Source organism: Bifidobacterium sp. M0404 (assembly GCF_016101415.1).
Taxonomy (GTDB): domain Bacteria; phylum Actinomycetota; class Actinomycetes; order Actinomycetales; family Bifidobacteriaceae; genus Bombiscardovia; species Bombiscardovia polysaccharolytica.
Map to the genome: position 1 here is coordinate 461,545 of NZ_JACFQP010000001.1, position 21,935 is coordinate 483,479.

Consider the following 21,935-nt stretch of genomic DNA (forward strand, 5'->3'; position numbering starts at 1 on the left):
AATCTCTGAACCATACCATGATCCGCATAAGGTCCCCAGACCAAGCAGAATCAGCCAGCCAGCTATCCTGCCCATGAATGTCTCCTCGCCCAGTTGCCCTATTGTCTCAAATAGTAATTGGCGGGCTACCCGTTCCTGAGCCTATCCGAAGGCAGGACTACCCATGACAAATGTCATAGGTCTGATTTGAGCATCCACAACATTGATGACGGCTGTCATGGTGTTGGGCCAGTTGTAGCTGGGATGATGGAATCATGAACAGTTCACGTGAGCAAGAGCCGGCCTTGAAGGTCAATGCATTGGTGAAGCGCTACGGTGACATGGTGGCCTTGGACCACTTCGACATGGAAGTCAATCGAGGCGAAGTTTTCGGACTGCTTGGTCCCAATGGTTCAGGCAAGTCAACCGCCATCAACTGCATACTGGCCCTGCTCAGCTTTGAATCGGGGACGGTTCGGATATTCGGGCAGGAGATGACCCCGACCTCCTATGACCTCAAAAGTCATATCGGCGTGGTTCCACAGAATGTGGCTGTTTTCAACGAACTGAACGTGCAGGAGAACATCGACTATTTTTGCTCCCTCTATGTGCCCAAGAAGGCCGACCGCAAGGATCTGGTTGAGCAGGCTATTGACTTCGTGGGGCTGGGTGACTTCCGCAGGTTCCGTCCCGGCAAGCTGTCGGGCGGTCTGCTGCGCAGGCTCAACATCGCCTGTGGCATCGCCCATCAGCCCGACCTCATCTTCTTTGACGAGCCCACCGTCGCCGTGGATCCCCAGAGCCGCAACGCCATCCTGGAAGGCATCGAGCGGCTGAACGCCCAGGGGGCCACCGTAGTTTACACCAGCCATTACATGGAGGAGGTGGAGCAGATTTGCACGCGCATCATGATCATGGACCACGGCCGACAGATTGCCCTAGGCACTGCTGAGGAGCTCAAGGGCATGGTCCAGGCCGGTGAGCAGGTCACTGTCGAGACACTGGATTTGAAGGAGTCTACACTGGCCAAGATCCGTGCTCTGCCTCTGGCCCAGTCCGTCGATTATGACGGCAAGGAATTGGTTATCCACTGTCGGCAGGGCGAGCACAACTTGCAGGATGTGCTGACGGTCCTGGAATCCACCCAGACCAGCTACGGCCACCTGACCAGCCGTCCGCCATCCCTGAACGACGTGTTTCTGGAACTGACCGGCAAGGAATTGCGCGACTGAGCGCGGTCCCTAGGCTCAATTGCCGTAAGGAGCACATATCTATGTGGAACTCATTCCTGATCAACGTCAAGACCTCGATACGCAATACCTCCTCCCTCTTCTGGGTACTGGCCTTTCCAGTCATATTGGCCGCTCTGATGCTGGGCATCATGGGCAACCTCCAGGACGGTTACACTGCCGAGGCGCAACATTTCGCCATAGTCTCTGACGCCAACTGGAAAGCCAGCCTGGGCGCTGACGAATTGGTTTCATCACTATCGAAGAAACCCAAGGCCGGGTCCGATGACACTCAGCTGCTTATCCCGACGACAGTGACTTCCAGGGCCGAAGCAGACACACGTCTGGATAGTCAGAAGGACATCGGCTACCTGTACGCGGGTTCTGACGGACGGGTCAACATGGTCCTGTCCGATCGTGAAGCCGCCAACATCCAATCCGACTCAACTGCCTCAGAAGGCATAACGGTCTCTATTCTCTCCGCCTCGCTAGTCAGCTTCAATCAGGCCAACTCGGTAAGCTCAACCTTGGCCTTGCCAAATACTCAAATACTGCTGCAATCCGGCCGACAGACCTACACTAAGCAAATCCGTCTGACCCATATCAATCCTTCGATGACCGCACCTTACTTCTTTGCCGTGCTCGCTATGGCCTGCCTTATCGGCGCCAGCACCGCAGCAGAGATGATTGCCAGGACTCAGCCCAACCTTTCAGCCTTGGGAGCCCGACGGGCCAGTTCTCCCAGCCCCGAGTGGCAGCAGGCAGCGGGCGCCTTCTTGGCCTCCTGGCTCTTCTCCGCAGTCAGCCTTCTGGTTGCCTACATTTTCGTCCGCACAGTCTGCGGCGTGCAAACCGGTGGTCGTGACCCGATAGCCCTCATGGCCATCGCCGTGGGCACCTTTATGGCTACCGCTTTCGGCTCTATGATGGGAGCGATCCCTAAACTGTCCACCGAAACGAAGGTTGGCCTGGTCATAGGCATTGACTGCACGCTGAGTGCCTTTATCGGCCTCTACGGCAGCCTGGCTATGGACCTTAATAACGCCATCCAGGAGCATGCTCCGATCCTCCACCTGATCAACCCTGTCAAGCAGGTCTCCAACCTCTTCTACGACATCGTCTACTACGACAGCCTGGCACCCTTTGCCCGCACCTGCGGCATCCTGGCTATCATGGCCGCCGTCTTCCTAGCCATTTGCGGTCTGTTCCTAAGGAAACAACGTTATGAATACTTGTAAAACAGCACTGCGCGTCATCTGGGCGCATAAGTTCTATCTCCTCTTGTATCTGGTGGGCATGAGCCTCATCATGATTGTCATCGGTTCCACGAACATGCAGGCCGCGGTACGTGCCAATGCCTCAAGCTCGGTTGGTCGCTTTGAACCCGCGAAGGCGAAAATAGTCGTTATTAACAGGGACCACGGCAACCAGGTTGGTTGTGAGCTGGGCCAAGGTCTGGAGCGGTATCTGAGCAAGTCGGCCCAACTGGTGACAGTTGAAGATAGACCCCAGGCCCTGCAGGATGCCAACGTATCCGGCAAAAGCGATTTGACTGTCATCATTCCAGCGGGATATGGCCAACGCTTTCTTGATGCGCTTGAAGATACTGCCGCCCAAGCTCACAGCGGTAGCAAAGCTCTTAATTTCCCTAAAGTTGAAACAGCTGCCTCCTATAATTCCAGCCGCGGCAGTTTGGCACAACTGCAGGTGGACAGTTATTTCGATGCTCTTCGTACTGCTCTGCTGTCAGATCTGGGCCAAAACGCTCCCATGGAGCTGCATTCGTCTGCAGCGATCAAGGATGCGGCTGCCTATGCAGTATCGCACTATGCCAGCAACCAGCCACATGTGGGCATCCATGCCAGCCCAAAGGATGATGACCATGGCGCCCTCTTGGAAGGTTTCGCCACCACCGTCGGCCTGGCTGCCTTTCCCTTGATGACAGCGCTGACGGTCTGTGTTGCTACGCTTTTCGGAGCCTTCAGCTCTCCAGACCGACATCGACGCCTGCTTGCCTCTCCAATGCGTTCAAGTAGCCTGAACGGACAGGAGCTCACGGCAGCCCTCATCCTCGCAGGCTTCTCCTGGATATATTACGTGGCACTCGTCGCCTTCAGCATGGCGGCGTCAGGGGTGTCTTTGGCTTCGCTTGGCTGGGGGAGGGTGCTGCTGAGCTTTTTCGTCATGCTGATATTCGCTGTGTCGGCGGCCTCCTTTGGATTCATGCTTGCTCAGTTCAATCCTTCCTCTTCTCTCATAAACTCGGTAGGGGTCATCTTCGGCTTGGTGGTTATGTTCACCTCCGGGTCAAGTTCGGGAGGCCCCCTGCCTCCGGTCATGCAGACCATCGGCAAATTGACTCCTGGCTGGTGGTACAACACCGCTCTCCAATCAATCATGGATTCACGTGCAGCAGGTCTGACCTCTTGGGGTCTTCCGCTGATCGTGGTTGCCCTGTTCGCTCTGGCCTATGCCTGTGTCGGTCTCATGGTCTCACGCATCACCCGCACCCGCGCCACCCTGGTCGCTCCTGTCAGTTCCGACCCCAGTATGATCGGGTAGTTTTCCTGCATTCATATCATCTTTCTGACAACAGTTTTGCTTATGATAATCTATCAAATATTAAATTATTTTAGATAATAGAGTCGGCAGAGGTTTTCGATAGCGCCTAAACCAGATGCAGCATAACTGAAGAAGTAAACGATATGAACATACTCGTTATTCAAGGATCACCCTATGAAGGTAGTTTCAGCCATACCAACGCCCAGGCTTATGCACAAGCTGCCCGGCGTAAAGGCCACACGGTCGAAATGATCGACCTCAGCCAGGAAGACTTCGACCCGGTGCTTCGCTACGGCTATGTCAAGCACATGGAAGACGAATCAGCACCTAAGCGTTATCAAAGCATGGTCGCCCGAGCCGATCATCTGGTCTTTGTCTTCCCCATTTGGTGGGCAGGTGAACCGGCCATCCTCAAGGGCTGGTTAGATAGGGTACTCACGCCACAATTTGCATACCGGTATGAAAGCAGCCTTAAATCGGAGGGGCTGCTCAGAGGCAAGACGGCGCAAATTATCAGCAGCAGCCATGGGCCGGCCTTCGTCTCCAAGATGTATGGCTCAACCGTGACCCGATGGAAGTACTCCATCCTGAAATTCTGCGGTATCAAATTCACCGGGGCCAGCATTCTGGGCCGCATAGACTCGAAGGTTGATACACCTGAACGCCGCGAAGCCTTCACTCAGAAGATTTGCAAGACAGTACCCTCAACAAAGTAAGGCCTGTCAGCCTTATTGAGATGCTTATGTGTCTACGTCGCTAAGTAATGGACCTTTGGTCGCCAATGTCGAAAAGCGCCGGCGCGGCATTCAAAAAAGGGCATATGCCATGCCATTTATTCGTCCGGATTCATGGCAAGCCTGGCAATCACACATGTCAGCAGTGTCACCGTGACCACCCCAGCGATGATCAGGGTCATGGGGCAGTGGTCGATCAGCGGGCCGAAGGCGGCCTGTCCCAGTGGAATCGCGCACATGCATAGGCTGTTGGTCAGTCCTATCACCTTGCCTATCAGTCCTACAGGGGTATGAATCTGCTCATAGGAAAGGGAGGTGATGTTGACCGTCTGCACCACTCCCGCAGCCAGAGCCATGCACCCGGTGACCAGGGCGAAGAGGACACGAGTAGGCAAATGCAGAAGCAGCCCTGCGGCAATGGGCAGGAGGACCAGGGCGCTGCCCGAAAGCAGCATGGGTATCCGTTGCAGATAGAACCAGGTTGGGCGGATGGACACCAAGATGGCTCCAAGCAGGCTCCCGCAGGCCAGTATTCCTTCGGCCAGCCCCTGCATGGCATTGTTCAGACCCAGCGCACGAGTGACCATATATGGTAGTGCCACGTTGACGTAGGAGGCAAAGATCAAGTTGGCCGCCAGACTGAGTCCTATGACCACTTTGAGGTTGCCATGCCGGACCAGAAATTGTGCCGCAGCTTTGGTGTCCGCGACCAGATGGCTCACCAGTGCCCTCGGACCTTGGGAGGTGCCCTGTGCTGGTTCGGGAATCCTGACCGCAATTCTGATCCAGACGGCAGAAAGAAGACATACCAAGGCAGCAACCCCGACTACTTGCACGATTCCGAAGAAGCCCATGACCATGCCGGCCAATACTGGTCCGATCATTCCTACGAGGGAGATCGCCTGGGACACCAGGGCCGATGCGCGGGTTAGGTCTTTTCTGTCTACCAGGCAGTGGAGGGCTGCTTGCACCGTTGGGCTGTAACAGGCCCTATAGGCATTGACCAGCATCATGCAGGCCACGGTCAAAAAAACCGGGTCGATCTTGCGGCTGATCAGGATGTACAAGAGTGCTGTCAATGCCGACAGAACGTCCAGGACTGCCATGGTGGACTGCTTGTGCAACCGGTCGGCCAGAGCTCCGCCCAGGGGGGTCAGGAGAATGGATGGAAGGACTGCCAGAGCGGATGCCATGCCATAAAGTGATGCCGATCCTGAGATGTTGAGCAGGTGAAGTGGGAGGGCGAAGACCAAGCATGTTTGCCCTAGATTAGATAGAATCTCAGTCGTCAGAAGAGCAATGAATGGCAGTGTCAGCAGCCCCTTGCCCTTGGAGTGGCCCATGTTTGAGGTTTGGTCGCTAGCGGGCGGGTTCATATACTGCCTTCGCTTTCAGTCTTTCCCTTGTTGTTGCCTTTGGTGTCGGTACCGAAGGATGCCAGCGAGTCGGAGAATCCCTGGTCTTGCAGGGGGATACCCAAGCTTTGCATGATCGTGAAGAAACAGGCGGCTCTGGTGCGTAGTTCAGCCTGCGTACCACGGCGAAAGAAAGGCAGCAGCCACATGTTGGCCAGCAAGCGGAGAATCTCCGCGGCTTGTTTGACGTGGTCCACGTGCAGTGAGCCGTCCTGATTGCCTTGTTTCAAGAGATCGACAAAGTCGTCCCGCTCGTCCACCATGGCGGTGAATTCCATGCCGATCATCTTGGGATTAGCCTTTGGATTGAATTTGCGGAACATCAGCTCCGCGGCCTCCAGTCTCTTTTGCGCTCGCCCGGGGGAGAAGAGCGACTGCAGCTGCTCCAATGCCGTGCCTTGTTCCGTCCGGGGTCGGGTCTTGTCGGTTGTCTCGCTCATGGTCCTCATCAACCTATCGGCCACGGCATCAAAGAGGTCTTCCTTGGACTGGAAGTGATGGTAGACGGCTCCCTTGCTCAAGCCTCCGGTCGCATCGATGATGTCCTGCATGCTGGTTTTGTCGTAGCCCCGGCTGGTGAAGAGCCCGGTTGCGGCTTTGATGATTCGTTCCTGCGTCAGCTCAGGGTGTGCGTTGCGGGCCATGGTCGTTTTCCTTTCAGGTCGATGATGATGAGCCGTCGTCGATTGGATGGTGAGGCTGCCATTCCTGCGTCAATTTCATACCGACCGTTGGTATGAATATATCACAACACTCTCCTCTGGCAGGTCAGGCACATGTGGTTTAATAAACACTTGGTTTGCGCATTTGTGCGTGAATCTATCTGGAGTCTCAGCCCATCAATGGGTCGGCGGCCGCAAGGTCGTTCGTGCTTGGCACGGTGAAGCATTGGAGAGGCCTGACTCGACGGTTCCGGCCGTCTTCGTTCAGATAACGACAGAAGCAAGTAAGGATTGCATCAATGACTAACATTCAGCGTGCACGTCGGCAGGTCCGCCTGTCCCGTGCTCTGGGCATTGCCCTGACGCCCAAGGCCCAGCGCCTGTTCGAGAAGCGCCCCTATGGCCCCGGCGAGCACGGCCGCAGCCGTCGTCGCACCGAGTCCGATTACGCCGTTCGTCTGCGGGAGAAGCAGAGGCTGCGCGCCCAGTACGGCGTCTCTGAGAAGCAACTGCGTGCCGCCTATGAGCGGGGCACCCACGAGTCCGGCCAGACCGGTGCCGCAATGCTTCGCGAGCTGGAGTGCCGCCTGGATAACCTGGTCCTGCGCGCCGGCATCGCCCGCACCACCGCTCAGGCCCGTCAGTACGTGGTTCACCGCCACATCCTGGTCGACGGCAACATCGTGGACCGGCCCTCCTACAGGGTCAAGCCCGGCCAGACCATCCAGGTCAAGCCCAAGAGCCAGACCATGGTGCCCTTCCAGATCGCAGCAGAAGGCGTCCACCGGGATGTGCTGCCAGCAGTCCCCGGCTACCTGGACGTGGACCTGGCCTCCCTGAAGGCCAGTCTGGTCCGCAAGCCCGAGCCGGAGGAGATTCCGGTTCAGATTAACATCCAGTACGTGGTCGAGTTCTACGCTCGCTGACCGCCAGCAACTTTGGGGCCCCGGTTTGTCCGGGGCCCTTTGCATACCAAAATCTGCCGCTTCTGCCGAAGCATGGGTGGGATAATAGAGGCATGTTGCTCCATCTGTATGCTGTCCGCCATGGACAGACCTATTTCAATCGCTACAACCGTCTCCAGGGATGGTCCAACTCGCCGCTGACTTCATCGGGGCTGCAGGATGCCGACCGTGCAGGCCACAAATTGAGCCAGGTGAGCTTTGCGGCCGCCTACTGCTCGGACACCACACGCGCCCAAGAGACAGTCCACAGGATCCTGGACAAGAACCAGTCGGAGAAGAAGCCTGAGCCGGTCAGTGACAGCCACTTCCGTGAGCAGTTCTACGGCTATTTCGAGGGACAGGACATGGCCATGGCCTGGTGGGCTGCAGGCGCGCCTCATGGGGCTGGCACCTATCAGCAGATCGTGGACCGTTTCGGCCTGGCAGCCACCAGGGACTTCCTCAAGGAGGCAGATCCCTTTGGCGATGCCGAGTCCGACAACGAGTATTGGACGCGGATTGCCGGCGGATTCGCCCTGATTGCCTCCGACCAGCACCTGAAGAATGACGACCGCGTCCTACTGATCTCGCACGGCAACACACTGCTTAGTTTGGTCAACCGCTTCGGCGGGGGCAGATATGACACCAGCAGCCGCCCAAGCAATGGAAGCGTCACCATATTCGACTTCGATACGGATGCCCCTTTTGAGCGGGCCCTGCAGGTACGGTCCTTCAATCGCTGAACCGGCTTCAACAGGCCGGTCATGTCCTGGACTGATAGACGGCGCGTGCTAGCGTTGTCCCCAGTATCGTACCAATGGAAGAGAGGTAGCAGATGGACGTAGGACAGATTGCCGGCCTGATAGCGGCTATTGCCTTCGCTATCCTGGCGGGGTTTCTGATCTATCCCCTGATTCGTCTGGGGAAGCTCTTCGATCAGCTGGCGCAGACCATCAAGCAGACGGGCGATCATGTGGTGCCCACCCTGGACGAGTCCACCAGCACGGTCACTCAACTCAACCAGACTCTGACTGACGTCAATCGCATCTCCGCAGCGGCCTCAACCACTGCAGGCAACGTCGGTGCTCTGACCGATCTGTACGGATCAATGCTGGGCAAGCCGGTCATCAAAGTAGCAGCCTTCCTATATGCCTTGCGCAAGACGATTTCGTCATTTCTTTCAGGAGGCCGTGACAGCGCTGGAGTCCAGTCCCCAACAGCCAAAAAGGCCAATGACGGCCAAGGGAACGAGGGGAGGACCCGCTGATGTTCAAACGGATCTTCTGGCTGGGGTTGGGCGTGACAACAGGCGTGGTCCTGGTGACTAAGGCTGAGGCCTATGTGAGGGCCAATACCCCCAAGCGTGCCCGGGAATTCGTTCTGGGCGAGGACCAGGACCAGGTGGCCTCCCGGACCTTGTCCGGACTGGTGCGCCAATTCACCCAGACAATGCATCAGCGGCAGGACGAGCTGGACCGCCGCTATCTGGACCGTTTCCAGGGCTGAGCCTGGGGCGGACAGACCAGGACAGATGCACCTGGTCGGTGTAAAATCACCATATTCAGCTATGAGTCCGGAGTACGGGCGACCTGTTCGTGCCCCGGACAACCGAGTCATTTGGACAACCCGCAAGCCCGTCGGCGTTCACCGGGTCTGAAGGAGCAGAAGCAGCATGCGCACATCGGAAATCGCCAAGCGTTTCCTCGATTATTTCCAGGGCAAGGATCATTTGGTGGTCCCATCCGCATCCTTGATCTCGCCCAATCCCACCACGCTCTTCACCATCGCCGGCATGGTCCCCTTCATCCCCTACCTGTTGGGGGAACAGACCCCGCCCAAGAGCCGGATGGCCAGCAACCAGAAGTGCGTGCGCACTCTGGACATCGACGAGGTGGGTAAGACCACCCGTCACGGCACCTTCTTCCAGATGCTGGGCAACTTCTCCTTTGGGGACTACTTCAAGGAGGAGGCCATCCACTACGCTTGGGACCTGCTGACCAAGCCCCAGGATCAAGGGGGCTACGGCTTCGACCCCGATACGATCTGGGTGACCACCTACACCGACGATGACGAGGCTCGCTCCCTATGGAAAAACGAGGGCTTCGACCCCGAGCACATGGAAATTTTGGGCATGGAGGACAACTTCTGGACCACCGGCGGCCCCGGCCCTGGCGGCCCTTGCTCTGAGATCTATGTGGACCGTGGGCCTGCTTATGGCAAGGAGGGCGGCCCCTCGGCCGATGAGAACCGGTACATCGAAATATGGGATCTGGTCTTCGAGAACTACGAGGTGGACAACGTCCGCTCCAAGACCGACCTGCACATCGTGGGCGAGCTGGAGCACAAGAACATCGACACCGGCGCCGGATTGGAGCGCCTGGCCTACCTGCTTCAGGGCAAGCAGAACATCTACGAGACCGACGAGGTCTATCCCGTCATCCAGGCGGCCGAGGGTCTGTCCGGTCGGCACTACGGCGATGACGCCCAGGATGACGTGCGCTTCCGTGTGGTGGCTGACCATGTTCGCTCGGCTTTGATGATCATGAGCGACGGCGTCCGTCCCAGCAACGTCGGCCGTGGCTATGTGCTGCGTCGTCTGCTGCGCCGGACCATCCGCTCCATGAAGATGCTGGGCGTGGACCAGGAGGTTCTGCCCCAGCTCTTCCCGGTCTCCAAGGAGGCCATGGCTCCCAGCTACCCAGAGCTCAACGACACCTTCTCCGAGGTGGCCGAATCGGCCTATGGCGAGGAGCTGGCCTTCCGCCGGACCCTGGACAAGGGGACCACCATTTTGGATACGGCCGTCAACAAGGCCAAGAGCGGGAAGGGCGACCCCGAGGTTTCGGGCAAGGATGCCTTTACCCTGCATGACACTTACGGCTTCCCCATCGAGCTGACCCTGGAGATGGCTGCCGAGCAGGGTGTCAAGGTGGACCAGGACGAGTTCCGAAAGCTCATGAATGAGCAGAAGTCCAGGGCCCGCGCCGATGCCATGAAGAAGCGGCACAACGTCGATCTGAGTGTCTACGACGATATGCGCAAGAGTCTGGACGAGCCTCAGGTCTTCCTGGGCTACACCGACTTCTCCAGCCGCTCGACCGTCCTGGGCATCATCCAGGAGGGCAAGGGGGCGGTTCCGGCTGTCAAGGCACCTGCTCAGGTTGAGGTTATTCTGGACCGCTCGCCCTTCTACGCCGAGGCCGGCGGCCAGCTGGCCGACCAGGGTGAGATATTGACCGACGATGGAGCCGTCCTGGAGGTGGACGACGTGCAAAAGCCCATCAAAGGGCTGACCATCCACCGCTGCCGGCTGACTGAAGGAACGCTGATCCTGCAGGCCAAGGTCACGGCCACCATCGACCGGAACCGGCGCGGCGCCATCGCCCGCTCGCACACCGCCACGCACATGGTCCATAAGGCTCTGCGAGAGGAACTGGGTCCCCAGGCCACGCAGCGCGGTTCCGAGGATGCACCCAACAGGCTGCGTTTCGACTTCCAATGGTCGCAAGCTCCCAGCCGCCAGGCCATGGATGCGGTGGAATCCCGTGTCAACGACCGCCTGCGGGACAACCTGGCCGTGACCGCGCAGGAGATGAAGTATGACGATGCCATCGCCCTGGGCGCCATGCATCTGTTCGGGGAGAAGTACGGCGACGTGGTCCGTGTGGTCTCCATTGGCGAGGACGGCTGGAGCCGTGAGCTCTGCGGGGGAACCCATGTGGATCACGTGGGCAAGATCGGTGCGGTCTCCATCATGTCCGAAGCCTCGGTGGGTACCGGTGTTCGTCGTGTGGATGCCGTGGTGGGCCAGGGCGCTTACGAGTACAACGCCCGTGAGCACGCCCTGGTCTCTCAGCTTTCCGACAAGCTCAACGCCCGCCCTGACGAGCTTGAGTCAAGGATTTCGGCCCTGCTGGCCAAGCTCAAGGAGTCCGACCGCCGACTGGCGGCCACCTATGAGCAGCAGATGGCCCAGGCTGTGCCCGAACTAGCCAACCAGGCCTTGCATGCCCCGGGCGAGGTCAAGATCGCATCCCGGAACATGGGGCATTTTGGCTCGGTCGATGCTCTGCGCAAGACGGTGACCGACCTGCGGGCCCGCATGGGCGAGGAGTACCCGGTTGTGGTTGCACTGGCTGGTGTCAGCGAGGATGACAAGCCTGTCATCTTCGTAGCCACCAACCAGGCGGCCCGTGACCGCGGTCTCAGGGCCGGCGATTTGGTCAGGACGGCTTCCAAGGTCCTGGGAGGCGGCGGTGGGGGCAAGCCTGACTTTGCCCAGGGTGGCGGCCAGGATGCCTCGGCCATCGATCGGGCCTTGAAAGCCCTGAGTGATCAGGTCCAAGAAGGCTGAGCTTCCCGTGGGATCACAGACAGCCGTGTGGCTGGGGGTGGATCTTGGTGAGGCCAGGGTGGGTCTGGCCCTGTCGGACCCGGAGCTGACCCTGGCCTTTCCCGCTGGCAACATCAAGGTTCAGGGCGACTACTTCCAAGCCCTGGACCAGGTGGAAGACCTGATTATGGACAAGTGTGTTTCCAAGGTTGTAGTCGGACACCCCTTGCTTCTGAGCGGCCAGGCTGGTCGCAGCGCAAAAAAGGCGGCCCGTTGGGTGCGTGCATTGACTGGACGCCTGCAGGAGGCCGCCCAGGATGCCGACATTGCCCCTGAGCAGCTGCCCAGTGTAGTATTGCGAGACGAACGACTGACGACCGTCAGCGCCCATCGTCAGCTATATGATGCCCGCGTGGACGGGCGAAGACATCGTCCCGTGGTCGATCAGCAGTCCGCTGTTGTGCTGTTGCAGTCGGCCCTGGACGACCAACGTGCCGACAAGGAGTGCTAATTGGCCGACGACATGCAGGAATTCTTCCAGAACAAAGTTCAGTGGGTTACCGATGGGCAGGCCCCGGTTTCCGCCATGCCGCCGCGTCCTCCTCATTCGCGCCGTGAAATGCGCCGTCGGCGCGAAAGGCGCAAGCATCGCAAGCAGATCATGATCGTTATCATCGCCCTGGCTGTTGTGCTGGCCACCTCATGCGTAGTGATTCTGGTAGGCGGGCTGCGTCATGGCGCCCCTAGGATAGTAGCCACCAAGGAGGTCGCCCCTGACTATCCAGGTCCCGGCGGACAGCCGCTGGAGTTTACTGTCGAGAGCGGTCAGGGTGCTGATCAGGTGGGTGCCAATTTGGTCAAGGCCGGGGTGGTCAAGTCCACGGCAGCCTTCCTGCACGCCATCACCAGTACCCAGTCCGAATCCAGGCTTCTGCCCGGCGTTTTCGATCTGCGTTTGCGGATGAAGGCCTCGGATGTGGTTGCCATTCTGACCGACAGCAGCAAGGCTGGAGGCTTCCTGCAGGTGCGGGCCGGCGAACGGATCCGCGACGTGGTCGCCCGGGCCGCCCAGCTTTCCGGTGTTCCACAGAGCGAATTTGACGCCCTGATTCAAGCCAAGGGTGAGGGCATCCTGCCCCAGGAGGCACAGGGCAACTTCGAGGGGTGGCTGCAGCCTGGCGAGTACGATGTGCGCAAAGCTGGGTCGGCCAAGGCCATTCTGAGCAATCTGGTGTCCAAGCGAGTCGAGCACCTGGACCAGTTGGGCGTGCCCGGTGGTCAGGATCGGCAGACCATACTCAATACGGCCTCCATCACCGAGGCCGAGGTCAACAAGTCGGAATACTACAGCAAGGTGGCCCGGGTCATAGAAAACCGATTGGCCAAGGGGATGCCCTTGGGCATGGACAGCACCGTGGCATACTCCAACAATGTCTCCGCCTTGAAGCTGACCGATGCCATGTTGAAGAACGCCGATGACCCCTACAACACCAGGGTCCATCCGGGTCTGCCTCCAGGCCCCATCGGCAGCCCTGGGGATGAGGCCATCCAAGCAGTCATGCACCCTGAGTCGGGCGACTGGCTCTATTTCGTCACTGTGAACATGGATACAGGAGAGACCAGGTTCAGCGACAACCCGGATCAGTTCAACCGCGATGTCAAGGAGTACAAGGCCTGGGAGTCCCAGCACAGCCAGCAGGGCGAGTAGCGCTTTTTCCCTGGATTTCAAGGTCTCAATTGTCAACTAGATGCATACGGCATTAGAAGGCATTGATTATTAAGGCCGTTACCGCTGCGGCGAGGATGATCGGGACATAGGCCAGCGAGAGTGGGGTGTTTGTTCTGTCTGATCTGCGGCGGCGTGCCAACCAGACCAAAGCCAGTGCGACCAGTCCCAGCAGCCCCATCATCAACCACCAAACCAGGATGGTTGTCCATCCCAGAACTGACAGGCTCAGGGCGACCAGACCCGTGGCGGTCACGTCGCCCAGCCCCAAGGCACCGGGTCGGACCAGGGCCAGCAGAAACTGAAGGCCTGCAGAGGCCAGAGTCAGCAGCAGGCACTGCGTGAGCAGCATCATCCGACCCCGGATTAGCGCAAAGACCAGCAGGACCACGGTCTGCAATACCAGTCCCACGAGCACCAGAAGACGTGGGACTCGCCGGGTGCGGATATCGATCAGGGCCAGGAGGAGGGCGATCAGCAGTCCCGGCGCTGGGATGAGGTAGACCATCTTCTAAGATAATCATACGTAGCCCTAACCTGGCAAACGAGGAACGAACGAGGAGCTTGAATATGTTGCGCTGGCAGACGGCAGGGGAATCCCATGGAGAGGCCCTAGTGGCCATGTTGGAGGGTCTGCCCGCCGGGGTTGCCGTGTCCACCAAGGATATTGAATCAGCCCTGGCTCGCCGACGGTTGGGCTATGGTCGCGGGGCCAGGATGGGCTTTGAGCAGGACCGGGTGCGACTGTTGACCGGTGTCAGGCATGGACGGACGCTCGGTTCGCCAGTGGCCATCGAGATCGGTAACACTGAGTGGCCCAAGTGGGAGCAGGTGATGAGTGTGGACGAGCTGCCTGCCGATCAGGAGCCTCCGGCCACCGGTCGTAATGCACCACTGACCAGGCCCAGGCCCGGCCACGCCGATCTGACCGGTATGCGCAAGTATGGGTTTACAGATGCGCGTCCGGTACTTGAGCGTTCCTCGGCCAGGGAGACTGCCTCCCGGGTTGCTCTGGGATCGGTGGCTGCCGACTTCCTGCAGCAAGCCTTGGGCATACGAACTGTCTCCCATGTCATCTCTATAGCCGGTGTCGGCTTGGAGGGTCATGAAGTCACGCCCGGCCCAGAGGACGCACCCGCCTTGGATGCCTCGCCGGTCAGGACTCTGGACAAGGACGCTGAGAAGCGGATGATGGCCAGAATCGATCAGATCAAGAAGGACGGCGACACCGCTGGTGGGGTCTTCGAGGTCATCGCTTATGGCGTGCCTGCGGGCTTGGGCACTTATGTGGAGGACGACCGGCGTTTGGATGCGGCTTTGGCCAGCGCCTTCATGGGCATTCAGGCCATCAAGGGCGTGGAGATCGGCGACGGATTCAGCGAGGCTGATCGTCCAGGATCGCAGGCCCATGACGAAATGGAGCCCGGTCCTGACGGCACCATTCGCAGGCTCAGCAACCATGCAGGCGGTCTGGAGGGTGGCACGTCCAATGGCCAGCCCATTAGGGTGAGGGCCGCCATGAAGCCCATCTCCTCGGTGCCGCGGGCTCTGCGTACGGTGGATGTGGCCACCGGACTGCCTGCCCAGGCCATCCATCAGCGTTCCGACGTGACCGCCGTGCCTGCCGCTGCAGTGATCGGCGAAGCTATGATGAACCTGACCCTGGCGCGATTCGCTTTGGAGAAGTTCGGCGGCGACTCGCTCGAAGAGGTTCGGCGCAATGCCCAGGCCTACCTTCAGTCCTGGCCCGAGCATCTGCGGTGAGGGGCGGTCTTGCATGATTGAAAGCAACAGCATGCCCAAGGCCGTCGTCATCGGCATGCCCGGTGCGGGCAAGACCCGTCTGGGCAGGGAGACAGCCACCCTGATCAAGGCGCCCTTCCGGGACACGGACCAGTGCATTGAGGAAGAGGCAGGCCAATCGGTCAGTGAGATCTTCGACGCTCAGGGCGAGCAGGCTTTCCGAGACATGGAGACCGGGGTGATCCTGGACCTGCTGAAGGACTTTTCCGGTGGAATCCTGTCCTTGGGAGGAGGTGCTCCAATGAGCACCGAGGTCTTTCAGGCGCTGCAGGAATATCGGCGGGCAGGCGGAGCTGTGGTCTACCTGCAGATCGACCCGGAGGAGGGGGTCAGTCGGGCGGTTCGGTCGGATCATCGCCCCCTTCTTCGCGGTGCCGCATCGGAGCGCTGGATGGCCCTCTATCGTGAGCGCCGCAGCGTCTACCAGGAGCTGGCCACCATCACCCTCAAATCCAGGAACACCACCCCCCGGGCCCTGGCCCGTCGTCTGGCCGATGCCTTGACTGAGCGGGTGGTTCACGTAAGCGGTCCCGACCCCTACGATGTCAGGATCGGTGCAGGAGTGACCGGGCGGTTGCATGAGATGCTTGGAGACCAGGCAATGCGCGTGGCCCTGATTCACACCCAGCCCGTCCAGCGCCATTCGGACCATGCCCGTGCCCTCCTCCGTCAGGCCGGGTATCAAGTGGTGGATCTGACCATTCCCGATGCGGAAGCCGGCAAGACCATTCAGGTCAGCCAGGGGATCTGGGAGCGCCTGGCCACCGAGGGTTTCACCCGTTCCGACGCGGTTGTAGGACTAGGTGGGGGAGCGGCTACAGACCAAGCTGGGTTCATCGCCGCCACCTGGATGCGAGGTATCCGTTATGTGAACTGTCCGACCTCTCTGCTGGCCATGGTCGATGCCTCTACCGGAGGCAAAACCGGCATCAACCTGGAGCAGGGCAAGAATCTGGTCGGCAGCTTCTATACCCCTGCCGGTGTCCTGGCCGATCTGCGAACCCTGCGGACCCTGCCCAATGAGATTTTTGTAGAGGGCCTGGGCGAGGTGGCCAAGTCTGGTTTCATCATGGACGGCGGCATTCTGAGTGAACTTGAGGAGCGGGCCGACTCCCTTCGTTCCTTCGATGGGCAGGAGTCCGACCAGTGGTTCGGCACGGTGGTCCAGGATCTGATTGAACGCACCGTAGAGGTCAAGGCCCGGCATGTCTCAGTGGACCTCAAGGAATCCGGCTTGCGGGAGTTCCTCAACTATGGTCACACCCTGGGCCACGCCATCGAGAAGATCGAACACTTCACCTGGCGGCATGGTCAGGCCGTGTCCGTGGGCATGGTCTTCGCAGCCGAGTTGGCCAGGATCACCGGCCATCTGGATCAGGAGGCGGTCGACTACCATCGGCAGCTTCTGTCCTCCCTGGGGCTGAGAACCTGGTGGAATGGGGGAGACTTCGACCAGGTGTTGGCCCTCATGCATCGGGACAAAAAGGCCCGTGGCAACAAGTTGCGGTTTATCATTCTTGATGGTTTGGGCAAACCCACCCACCTGGACGACCCACCGGTCTCGGCGATCAAGGAGGCCTTCCAGGCCATACGCAAGGAGGAATGACAGATGGCGGATGCCGACAAGGGCAGGCAGACGGTTCTGGTGGTCAACGGACCCAACCTGGGTCGGCTGGGTGTGCGCGACCCTGATGTCTACGGTCGTCAGGATCTTGAGACCCTGACACGGGACTGCGAAAACTGGGGTCAGCAGCTGGGCCTGGAAGTTCAGGTGCTGCAATCGGACGACGAGGGTCAGGTCATTCGCTGGATGCACCAGGCGGTGGACCAGGGCAGTGCTGTGGTGCTCAACCCGGCCGCCTTCACCCACTACAGTTATGGGCTGTCCGATGCCGCCGTCCAGGTGACCCAGGCAGGGTTGCCGCTGATGGAGGTCCATATTTCCAATCCCGCATCCAGGGAGGCCTTCCGCCGACACAGCGTCATCTCACCGGTGGCCACCGGCACCATCACCGGCATGGGCTTCTATGGCTACCGGCTTGCCCTGGAAGCTGTGGCCCATCTGTTGGAGAGCGCATGAGTGAGAGCGGAGAGACCGGCAAGAAACTCTCCGCACCGCCCAAGGCCATCCTTGTCCGCGGCGCCAGGGTCCACAACCTGCGCAATCTGGATGTCGACATTCCTTTGAATCACTTGGTGGGCATTGCCGGGGTCTCGGGCTCCGGCAAGTCCTCCCTAGCTCTGGGGGTCCTCTACGCCGAGGGGTCCCGGCGTTATTTGGAATCCTTATCCACCTACACCAGGAGGCGGATGACCCAGGCCCAGCGCCCCCAGGTGGACTCGGTGCGCTTTCTGCCGCCGGCTTTAGCTCTGCGTCAACGGCCGGGCGTGGGAGGCATGCGCTCCACTTTCGGCACCGCCACCGAGCTGCTCAACGTACTTCGGCTGATGTTCTCACGGCTGGCCAGCCATGTCTGCCCCAATGGCCATCGCCAGGAGCCCACCCTGGCTGTGGCAGCCGAGATACCCATCGCCTGCCCTACTTGCGGTGCTAAAGTGGAGCCTCCCAGCGCTGAGGAGCTGGCTTTCAACTCTCTGGGAGCCTGCCCTACCTGCCAGGGGACCGGGACCGTGCGCGAGGTGGACGATGCCACCCTGGTTCCCGATGACAGTCTGACTATCGACCAGGGTGCCGTGGTGCCTTGGCGAACCTTCGGTTTCAACGTCCAGCCAGACATCGTCCGCGAGTTCGGAGTCCGCACCGACGTACCTTGGCGGGACCTGACCGATCGGGAGCGGAAGATCGTTTTCGAAGGGCCGGCTGAGAAGAAGCACATCACCATCACTTCGGTCAAGGGGGTTCACGAGCTGGACTTCACTTTCCGCAACGCACGCTTGACCGTGACCGAGGAGCTCAAGAGGGCTAATGATGACAAGCGACTGGCCAAGGTGGCCAAGTTTCTGACTGAGCGGACCTGCCCGGACTGCAAGGGTACCCGGCTCAACCAGCGAGCGCGTCTGCCTGAGATCAATGGGGACAATCTGGCCGCGGTTACCTCCTGGCCTCTGGACAAGGTGCTGGGCTGGGGACGAAAGTTGCCGCCCACGCTGCCTGAACCCATGCAGCCCATGGCTTCGGCCCTATGCAAGACCCTGGACGAGATGGGCAGGCGGTTGATTCAGTTGGGACTGAGCTACCTGACCTTGGACCGCTCCAGCACATCCCTGTCCACAGGTGAGAGGCAGCGGGCCCAGCTAGCCAGGGCGGTGCGTAATGAGACCACAGGCGTGCTCTATGTGCTGGACGAGCCCTCGACCGGTCTGCATCCTGCCAACCTGGAGGGGCTTATAGGGGTCATGCGCGACCTGTTGGCTGATGGCAATTCGGTGGTTTTCGTCGACCACGATGTCAAGGTACTAGAATCGGCCGATTATCTGATCGAAATGGGTCCCGGGGCAGGGGAGCGCGGCGGCAGGATCCTGGCCCAGGGAGCTCCTGAACGGATCGCTGCAGACCCGGGCTCGCGCATCGCAGGTTTTCTGGATGGACGCGAGCCGGTTCTGGTAAGGGACCGTCACCCTATGCCTGCAGAGGATGGATGGATTCGTATGCAGTCAGGACTCATTCACACGGTCCGCCCTCTGGATCTGGCCATTCCTCGTGGGTGCATGACGGCTGTTACCGGCGTATCCGGCTCAGGCAAGACCACTATGATCCTGGAGTCCTTGGTCCCGGCCCTGCAGGCTTGCATCCAGGGCGACCCCATGCCCAAACATGTGCACAGTCTGGACCCAGCCGGCATCGACAGGGTTCGTCTGGTGGATTCCTCGCCCATAGGCATCAACGTGCGCTCCACGGTGGCCACCTACTCAGGGCTCATGGACCGGTTGCGCCGCCTCTTCGCGGCCACTGACCAGGCGAAAAAGGACAAGCTGGGCATCTCAGCATTCTCATACAACACAGGATCACTGCGCTGTCCCCAGTGCGACGGAACCGGCCAGATCAGCCTGGACGTGCAGTTCCTGCCCGACATCCCCATCACCTGCCCCAGCTGTCAGGGTCGTCGATACCGTCCGGAGGCCGAGCATTACCGTCTGTCCACACCGGCACACTCCAAGCCGCTGAGCCTGCCCGATCTGCTGGCCATGGAGGTGGGCCGGGTCCTGGAGGTCTTTGCGCAGGGCCGCGAGTACACGGCCATTCGCCGAGGCTTGCAGACCTTGAAAGACCTGGGCCTTGACTACTTGACCCTGGGAGAGGACACTCCCTCCCTGTCTGGCGGAGAGGCCCAGCGGCTGAAGCTGTCCAACGAATTGGGCCGCAGGCAGAATGGTTCCATGTTCGTCCTGGACGAGCCCACCACAGGTCTGCATCCCTTGGATGTGCGCGTCCTGATTGGAGTGCTGGAGCGTCTGGTCAGCAAGGGGGCCACGGTGGTCTTCATCGAGCACGATCTGGATATGATCGCCAACGCCGACCATGTGGTCGATATGGGTCCGGGCGGCGGCGATCGTGGCGGAAGAATCGTAGCTCAGGGCGACCCTGAATCTGTGGCCCGCAACCCTGATTCAGTGACCGGTCGCTACCTGGCTGACCACCTGCATCTGAGTCGTCCCTGAAACCTTCCGTTCTCCTCGAGTGTTGGCCGGTTTCTGGTCGCTCCTGCCTGATAGGCTGAAGTTCCATGGTCAGAGAACATGGAAATTCGCAAGGGCATATCACCAAACACATTTTCGTCACCGGCGGCGTGGTTTCTTCACTGGGCAAGGGACTGACCGCATCATCTCTGGGCCGACTGCTGAGAAGCCGCGGAATCCGCGTTCTTCAACAGAAGCTGGATCCCTACATCAACGTCGATCCGGGGACCATGAACCCCTTCCAACACGGCGAAGTCTACGTGACCGAGGATGGGGCCGAAACCGATCTGGACATCGGCCACTATGAGCGTTTCACCGATGTCTTCCTCTCCCAGAAGGCCAACGTGACCACCGGTCAGATTTACCAGTCTGTTCTGCGTAAGGAGCGGGCGGGGGAATACCTGGGCCAGTGCGTCCAGGTCATTCCCCACGTGACCAACGAAATCAAGAGCCGCATGCGGGCCCAGGCCAGCGACGATGTGGACGTGATCATCACCGAGATCGGCGGGACTGTGGGCGACATCGAGTCCCAGCCCTTCATGGAAGCCGCCCGCGAGGTGCGTCGGGACATCGGCCCGGACAACTGCATGTTCGTCCATGTCTCCCTGGTGCCCTACGTGGCCGCCGCCCACGAGCTCAAGACCAAGCCCACCCAGCACTCGGTCATGGCCCTGCGCCAGCTGGGCATCGCCCCCGATGCCCTGGTGCTGCGCTCCGACCGGCCGCTCAATCAAGGCATCAAGGACAAGATCTCCCTCATGTGCGACGTGGATGCCGAGGGCGTAGTCAACTGCGTGGATGCGCCCAGCATCTACGACGTGCCCAAGATCCTCTATAAGGAGGGCCTTGACACCTACGTGGTGCGTAAGCTGGGGTTGCCCTTCCACGACGTCGACTGGAACGAGTGGGAGGACCTGCTGGACCGAGTCCACAATCCCCGTACCAAGGTGGCCATCGCCATCGTGGGCAAGTACATCGACCTGCCTGATGCCTACCTGTCGGTTATCGAGGCGCTGAAGGCCGGCGGCTTCGCCAACCGTTCCCAGGTCCAGGTCAAGCTGGTGGCAGCCGACACCTGCGAGACCATGGATGGTGCCCGCAAGGCCCTGGAGGGCGTGGATGGCATCGTGGTTCCCGGCGGCTTCGGCATCCGCGGCATCGAGGGCAAGATTGGCGCCCTTCGCTACGCCCGCGAGACTGGCCTGCCTGCCCTGGGACTCTGCCTGGGTCTGCAGTCCATGGTCATCGAGTTCGCCCGCCACGTCCTGGGGCTGGAGGACGCCAACTCCTCGGAGTTCGAGCCTGACTGCGAAAACCCGGTCATCGCCACCATGGAGGAACAGAAGGACATCGTGGCCGGCCATGGCGACATGGGCCACACCATGCGGCTGGGCGCCTATCCAGCAGTGCTCAAGCCAGATTCCTTGGTGGCCCGGCTCTATGGCTCGACCGAGATCTCCGAGCGTCACCGCCACCGCTATGAGGTCAACGTGGCCTACAAGGAGCGGCTGGACAAGGCCGGCCTGCACATCTCGGGCACCAGCCCGGATGGGCAGCTGACCGAGTTCGTAGAGCTCTCCCAGGACCAGCATCCCTTCTATGTGGGCACCCAGGCCCACCCGGAGTTCAAGTCCCGGCCCACCAAGCCGCACCCCCTCTTCGCCGGCCTGGTCAAGGCCAGCCTGGAGCACGGAGGACAGGAGGCCGCCTGAGGTCAATCCGTTTTCAAAAACGTTGACTATGATCGCCCGTTTCCCTCTTATGGGAAGCGGGCGATTGTCCGTATCGGTACTGCTGTCAAGAGGTAGGGCCGGATTCCTTAGAGAGCGTAAGCCGGGGTCTGGCGGTTCATTATGGTCCCGGTTATCCTGTAATGGTGTGAACGGCCGCATATGGCGGCCGTGCGTGTG

At 60.0% G+C, this 21,935-nt stretch carries 19 protein-coding genes; 16 read left to right on the forward strand and 3 right to left on the reverse strand.

Annotated features, from left to right (window positions below; translation table 11 throughout):
* The first annotated feature begins 254 nt into the window (after nucleotides 1–254).
* From H3T93_RS01890 to H3T93_RS01905, 4 genes are all read left to right on the forward strand, one after another.
* Nucleotides 255–1,211 carry an ABC transporter ATP-binding protein gene (locus H3T93_RS01890; protein ID WP_110425311.1) on the forward strand — a complete coding sequence of 319 codons (957 nt, stop codon included), beginning with the start codon at nucleotides 255–257 and terminating at the stop codon, nucleotides 1,209–1,211.
* A 41-nt stretch (nucleotides 1,212–1,252) separates the two neighbouring features.
* Nucleotides 1,253–2,446 (forward strand): ABC transporter permease, encoded by a 1,194-nt coding sequence (locus H3T93_RS01895; RefSeq protein ID WP_144177171.1) that lies wholly within the window; start codon nucleotides 1,253–1,255, stop codon nucleotides 2,444–2,446.
* Nucleotides 2,433–3,770 carry an ABC transporter permease gene (locus H3T93_RS01900; RefSeq protein WP_144177170.1) on the forward strand — a complete coding sequence of 446 codons (1,338 nt, stop codon included), beginning with the start codon at nucleotides 2,433–2,435 and terminating at the stop codon, nucleotides 3,768–3,770. The genes H3T93_RS01895 and H3T93_RS01900 overlap by 14 nt, the downstream gene beginning before the upstream one ends.
* A 143-nt stretch (nucleotides 3,771–3,913) precedes the next feature.
* Nucleotides 3,914–4,486, forward strand: a complete 573-nt coding sequence (locus H3T93_RS01905; RefSeq protein ID WP_144177169.1) for an NAD(P)H-dependent oxidoreductase — start codon at nucleotides 3,914–3,916, stop codon at nucleotides 4,484–4,486.
* A 116-nt stretch (nucleotides 4,487–4,602) separates the two neighbouring features.
* On the opposite strand, the gene H3T93_RS01910 is transcribed toward H3T93_RS01905, so the two are convergent.
* Nucleotides 4,603–5,880, reverse strand: coding sequence for an MFS transporter (locus H3T93_RS01910; protein WP_144177168.1), 1,278 nt, complete (start codon nucleotides 5,878–5,880; stop codon nucleotides 4,603–4,605).
* A complete protein-coding gene (locus H3T93_RS01915; RefSeq protein WP_144177167.1) occupies nucleotides 5,877–6,563 on the reverse strand; it encodes a TetR/AcrR family transcriptional regulator in 687 nt (228 codons plus the stop codon). The genes H3T93_RS01910 and H3T93_RS01915 overlap by 4 nt, the downstream gene beginning before the upstream one ends.
* Nucleotides 6,564–6,880: 317 nt before the next feature.
* On the opposite strand from H3T93_RS01915, the gene rpsD reads away from it, so the two are divergent.
* The 7 genes from rpsD to mltG all read left to right on the forward strand — a co-directional run bounded on the left by rpsD (nucleotide 6,881) and on the right by mltG (nucleotide 13,566).
* Nucleotides 6,881–7,507 carry a 30S ribosomal protein S4 gene (rpsD, locus tag H3T93_RS01920; protein WP_015021916.1) on the forward strand — a complete coding sequence of 209 codons (627 nt, stop codon included), beginning with the start codon at nucleotides 6,881–6,883 and terminating at the stop codon, nucleotides 7,505–7,507.
* Nucleotides 7,508–7,599: 92 nt separating this feature from the next.
* Nucleotides 7,600–8,268, forward strand: coding sequence for a histidine phosphatase family protein (locus tag H3T93_RS01925; RefSeq protein ID WP_144177166.1), 669 nt, complete (start codon nucleotides 7,600–7,602; stop codon nucleotides 8,266–8,268).
* A gap of 92 nt (nucleotides 8,269–8,360) precedes the next feature.
* Nucleotides 8,361–8,792: a DUF948 domain-containing protein gene (locus H3T93_RS01930; RefSeq protein WP_144177164.1), complete on the forward strand. Its 432-nt coding sequence runs from the start codon at nucleotides 8,361–8,363 to the stop codon at nucleotides 8,790–8,792.
* The gene (locus H3T93_RS01935) at nucleotides 8,792–9,031 is read left to right on the forward strand and encodes a hypothetical protein (protein ID WP_046322979.1); all 240 of its coding nucleotides are present in this window, start codon (nucleotides 8,792–8,794) and stop codon (nucleotides 9,029–9,031) included. The genes H3T93_RS01930 and H3T93_RS01935 overlap by 1 nt, the downstream gene beginning before the upstream one ends.
* Nucleotides 9,032–9,197: 166 nt before the next feature.
* Nucleotides 9,198–11,879, forward strand: a complete 2,682-nt coding sequence (alaS, locus tag H3T93_RS01940) for an alanine--tRNA ligase (RefSeq protein ID WP_144177162.1) — start codon at nucleotides 9,198–9,200, stop codon at nucleotides 11,877–11,879.
* A gap of 7 nt (nucleotides 11,880–11,886) precedes the next feature.
* The gene (gene ruvX, locus H3T93_RS01945) at nucleotides 11,887–12,369 is read left to right on the forward strand and encodes a Holliday junction resolvase RuvX (protein WP_082097851.1); all 483 of its coding nucleotides are present in this window, start codon (nucleotides 11,887–11,889) and stop codon (nucleotides 12,367–12,369) included.
* Nucleotides 12,370–13,566 (forward strand): endolytic transglycosylase MltG, encoded by a 1,197-nt coding sequence (mltG, locus tag H3T93_RS01950; RefSeq protein ID WP_144177160.1) that lies wholly within the window; start codon nucleotides 12,370–12,372, stop codon nucleotides 13,564–13,566.
* Between the two features lie 52 nt (nucleotides 13,567–13,618).
* Here mltG and H3T93_RS01955 read toward each other — a convergent pair whose 3' ends face one another.
* Nucleotides 13,619–14,092, reverse strand: a complete 474-nt coding sequence (locus H3T93_RS01955) for a prepilin peptidase (protein WP_046322976.1) — start codon at nucleotides 14,090–14,092, stop codon at nucleotides 13,619–13,621.
* Nucleotides 14,093–14,154: 62 nt separating this feature from the next.
* Here H3T93_RS01955 and aroC point away from each other — a divergent pair, with 62 nt between their 5' ends.
* From aroC to H3T93_RS01980, 5 genes are all read left to right on the forward strand, one after another.
* Nucleotides 14,155–15,348 carry a chorismate synthase gene (aroC, locus tag H3T93_RS01960; RefSeq protein WP_046322975.1) on the forward strand — a complete coding sequence of 398 codons (1,194 nt, stop codon included), beginning with the start codon at nucleotides 14,155–14,157 and terminating at the stop codon, nucleotides 15,346–15,348.
* A 13-nt stretch (nucleotides 15,349–15,361) separates the two neighbouring features.
* Complete coding sequence (locus H3T93_RS01965; protein WP_144177158.1) at nucleotides 15,362–16,993, forward strand: bifunctional shikimate kinase/3-dehydroquinate synthase; 1,632 nt, start codon at nucleotides 15,362–15,364, stop codon at nucleotides 16,991–16,993.
* A gap of 3 nt (nucleotides 16,994–16,996) precedes the next feature.
* Nucleotides 16,997–17,467 carry a type II 3-dehydroquinate dehydratase gene (aroQ, locus tag H3T93_RS01970; RefSeq protein ID WP_144177156.1) on the forward strand — a complete coding sequence of 157 codons (471 nt, stop codon included), beginning with the start codon at nucleotides 16,997–16,999 and terminating at the stop codon, nucleotides 17,465–17,467.
* Nucleotides 17,464–20,007 (forward strand): excinuclease ABC subunit UvrA, encoded by a 2,544-nt coding sequence (locus H3T93_RS01975; protein ID WP_144177154.1) that lies wholly within the window; start codon nucleotides 17,464–17,466, stop codon nucleotides 20,005–20,007. The genes aroQ and H3T93_RS01975 overlap by 4 nt, the downstream gene beginning before the upstream one ends.
* A gap of 65 nt (nucleotides 20,008–20,072) precedes the next feature.
* Complete coding sequence (locus tag H3T93_RS01980) at nucleotides 20,073–21,737, forward strand: CTP synthase (RefSeq protein ID WP_046322971.1); 1,665 nt, start codon at nucleotides 20,073–20,075, stop codon at nucleotides 21,735–21,737.
* Nucleotides 21,738–21,935 lie beyond the last annotated feature (198 nt).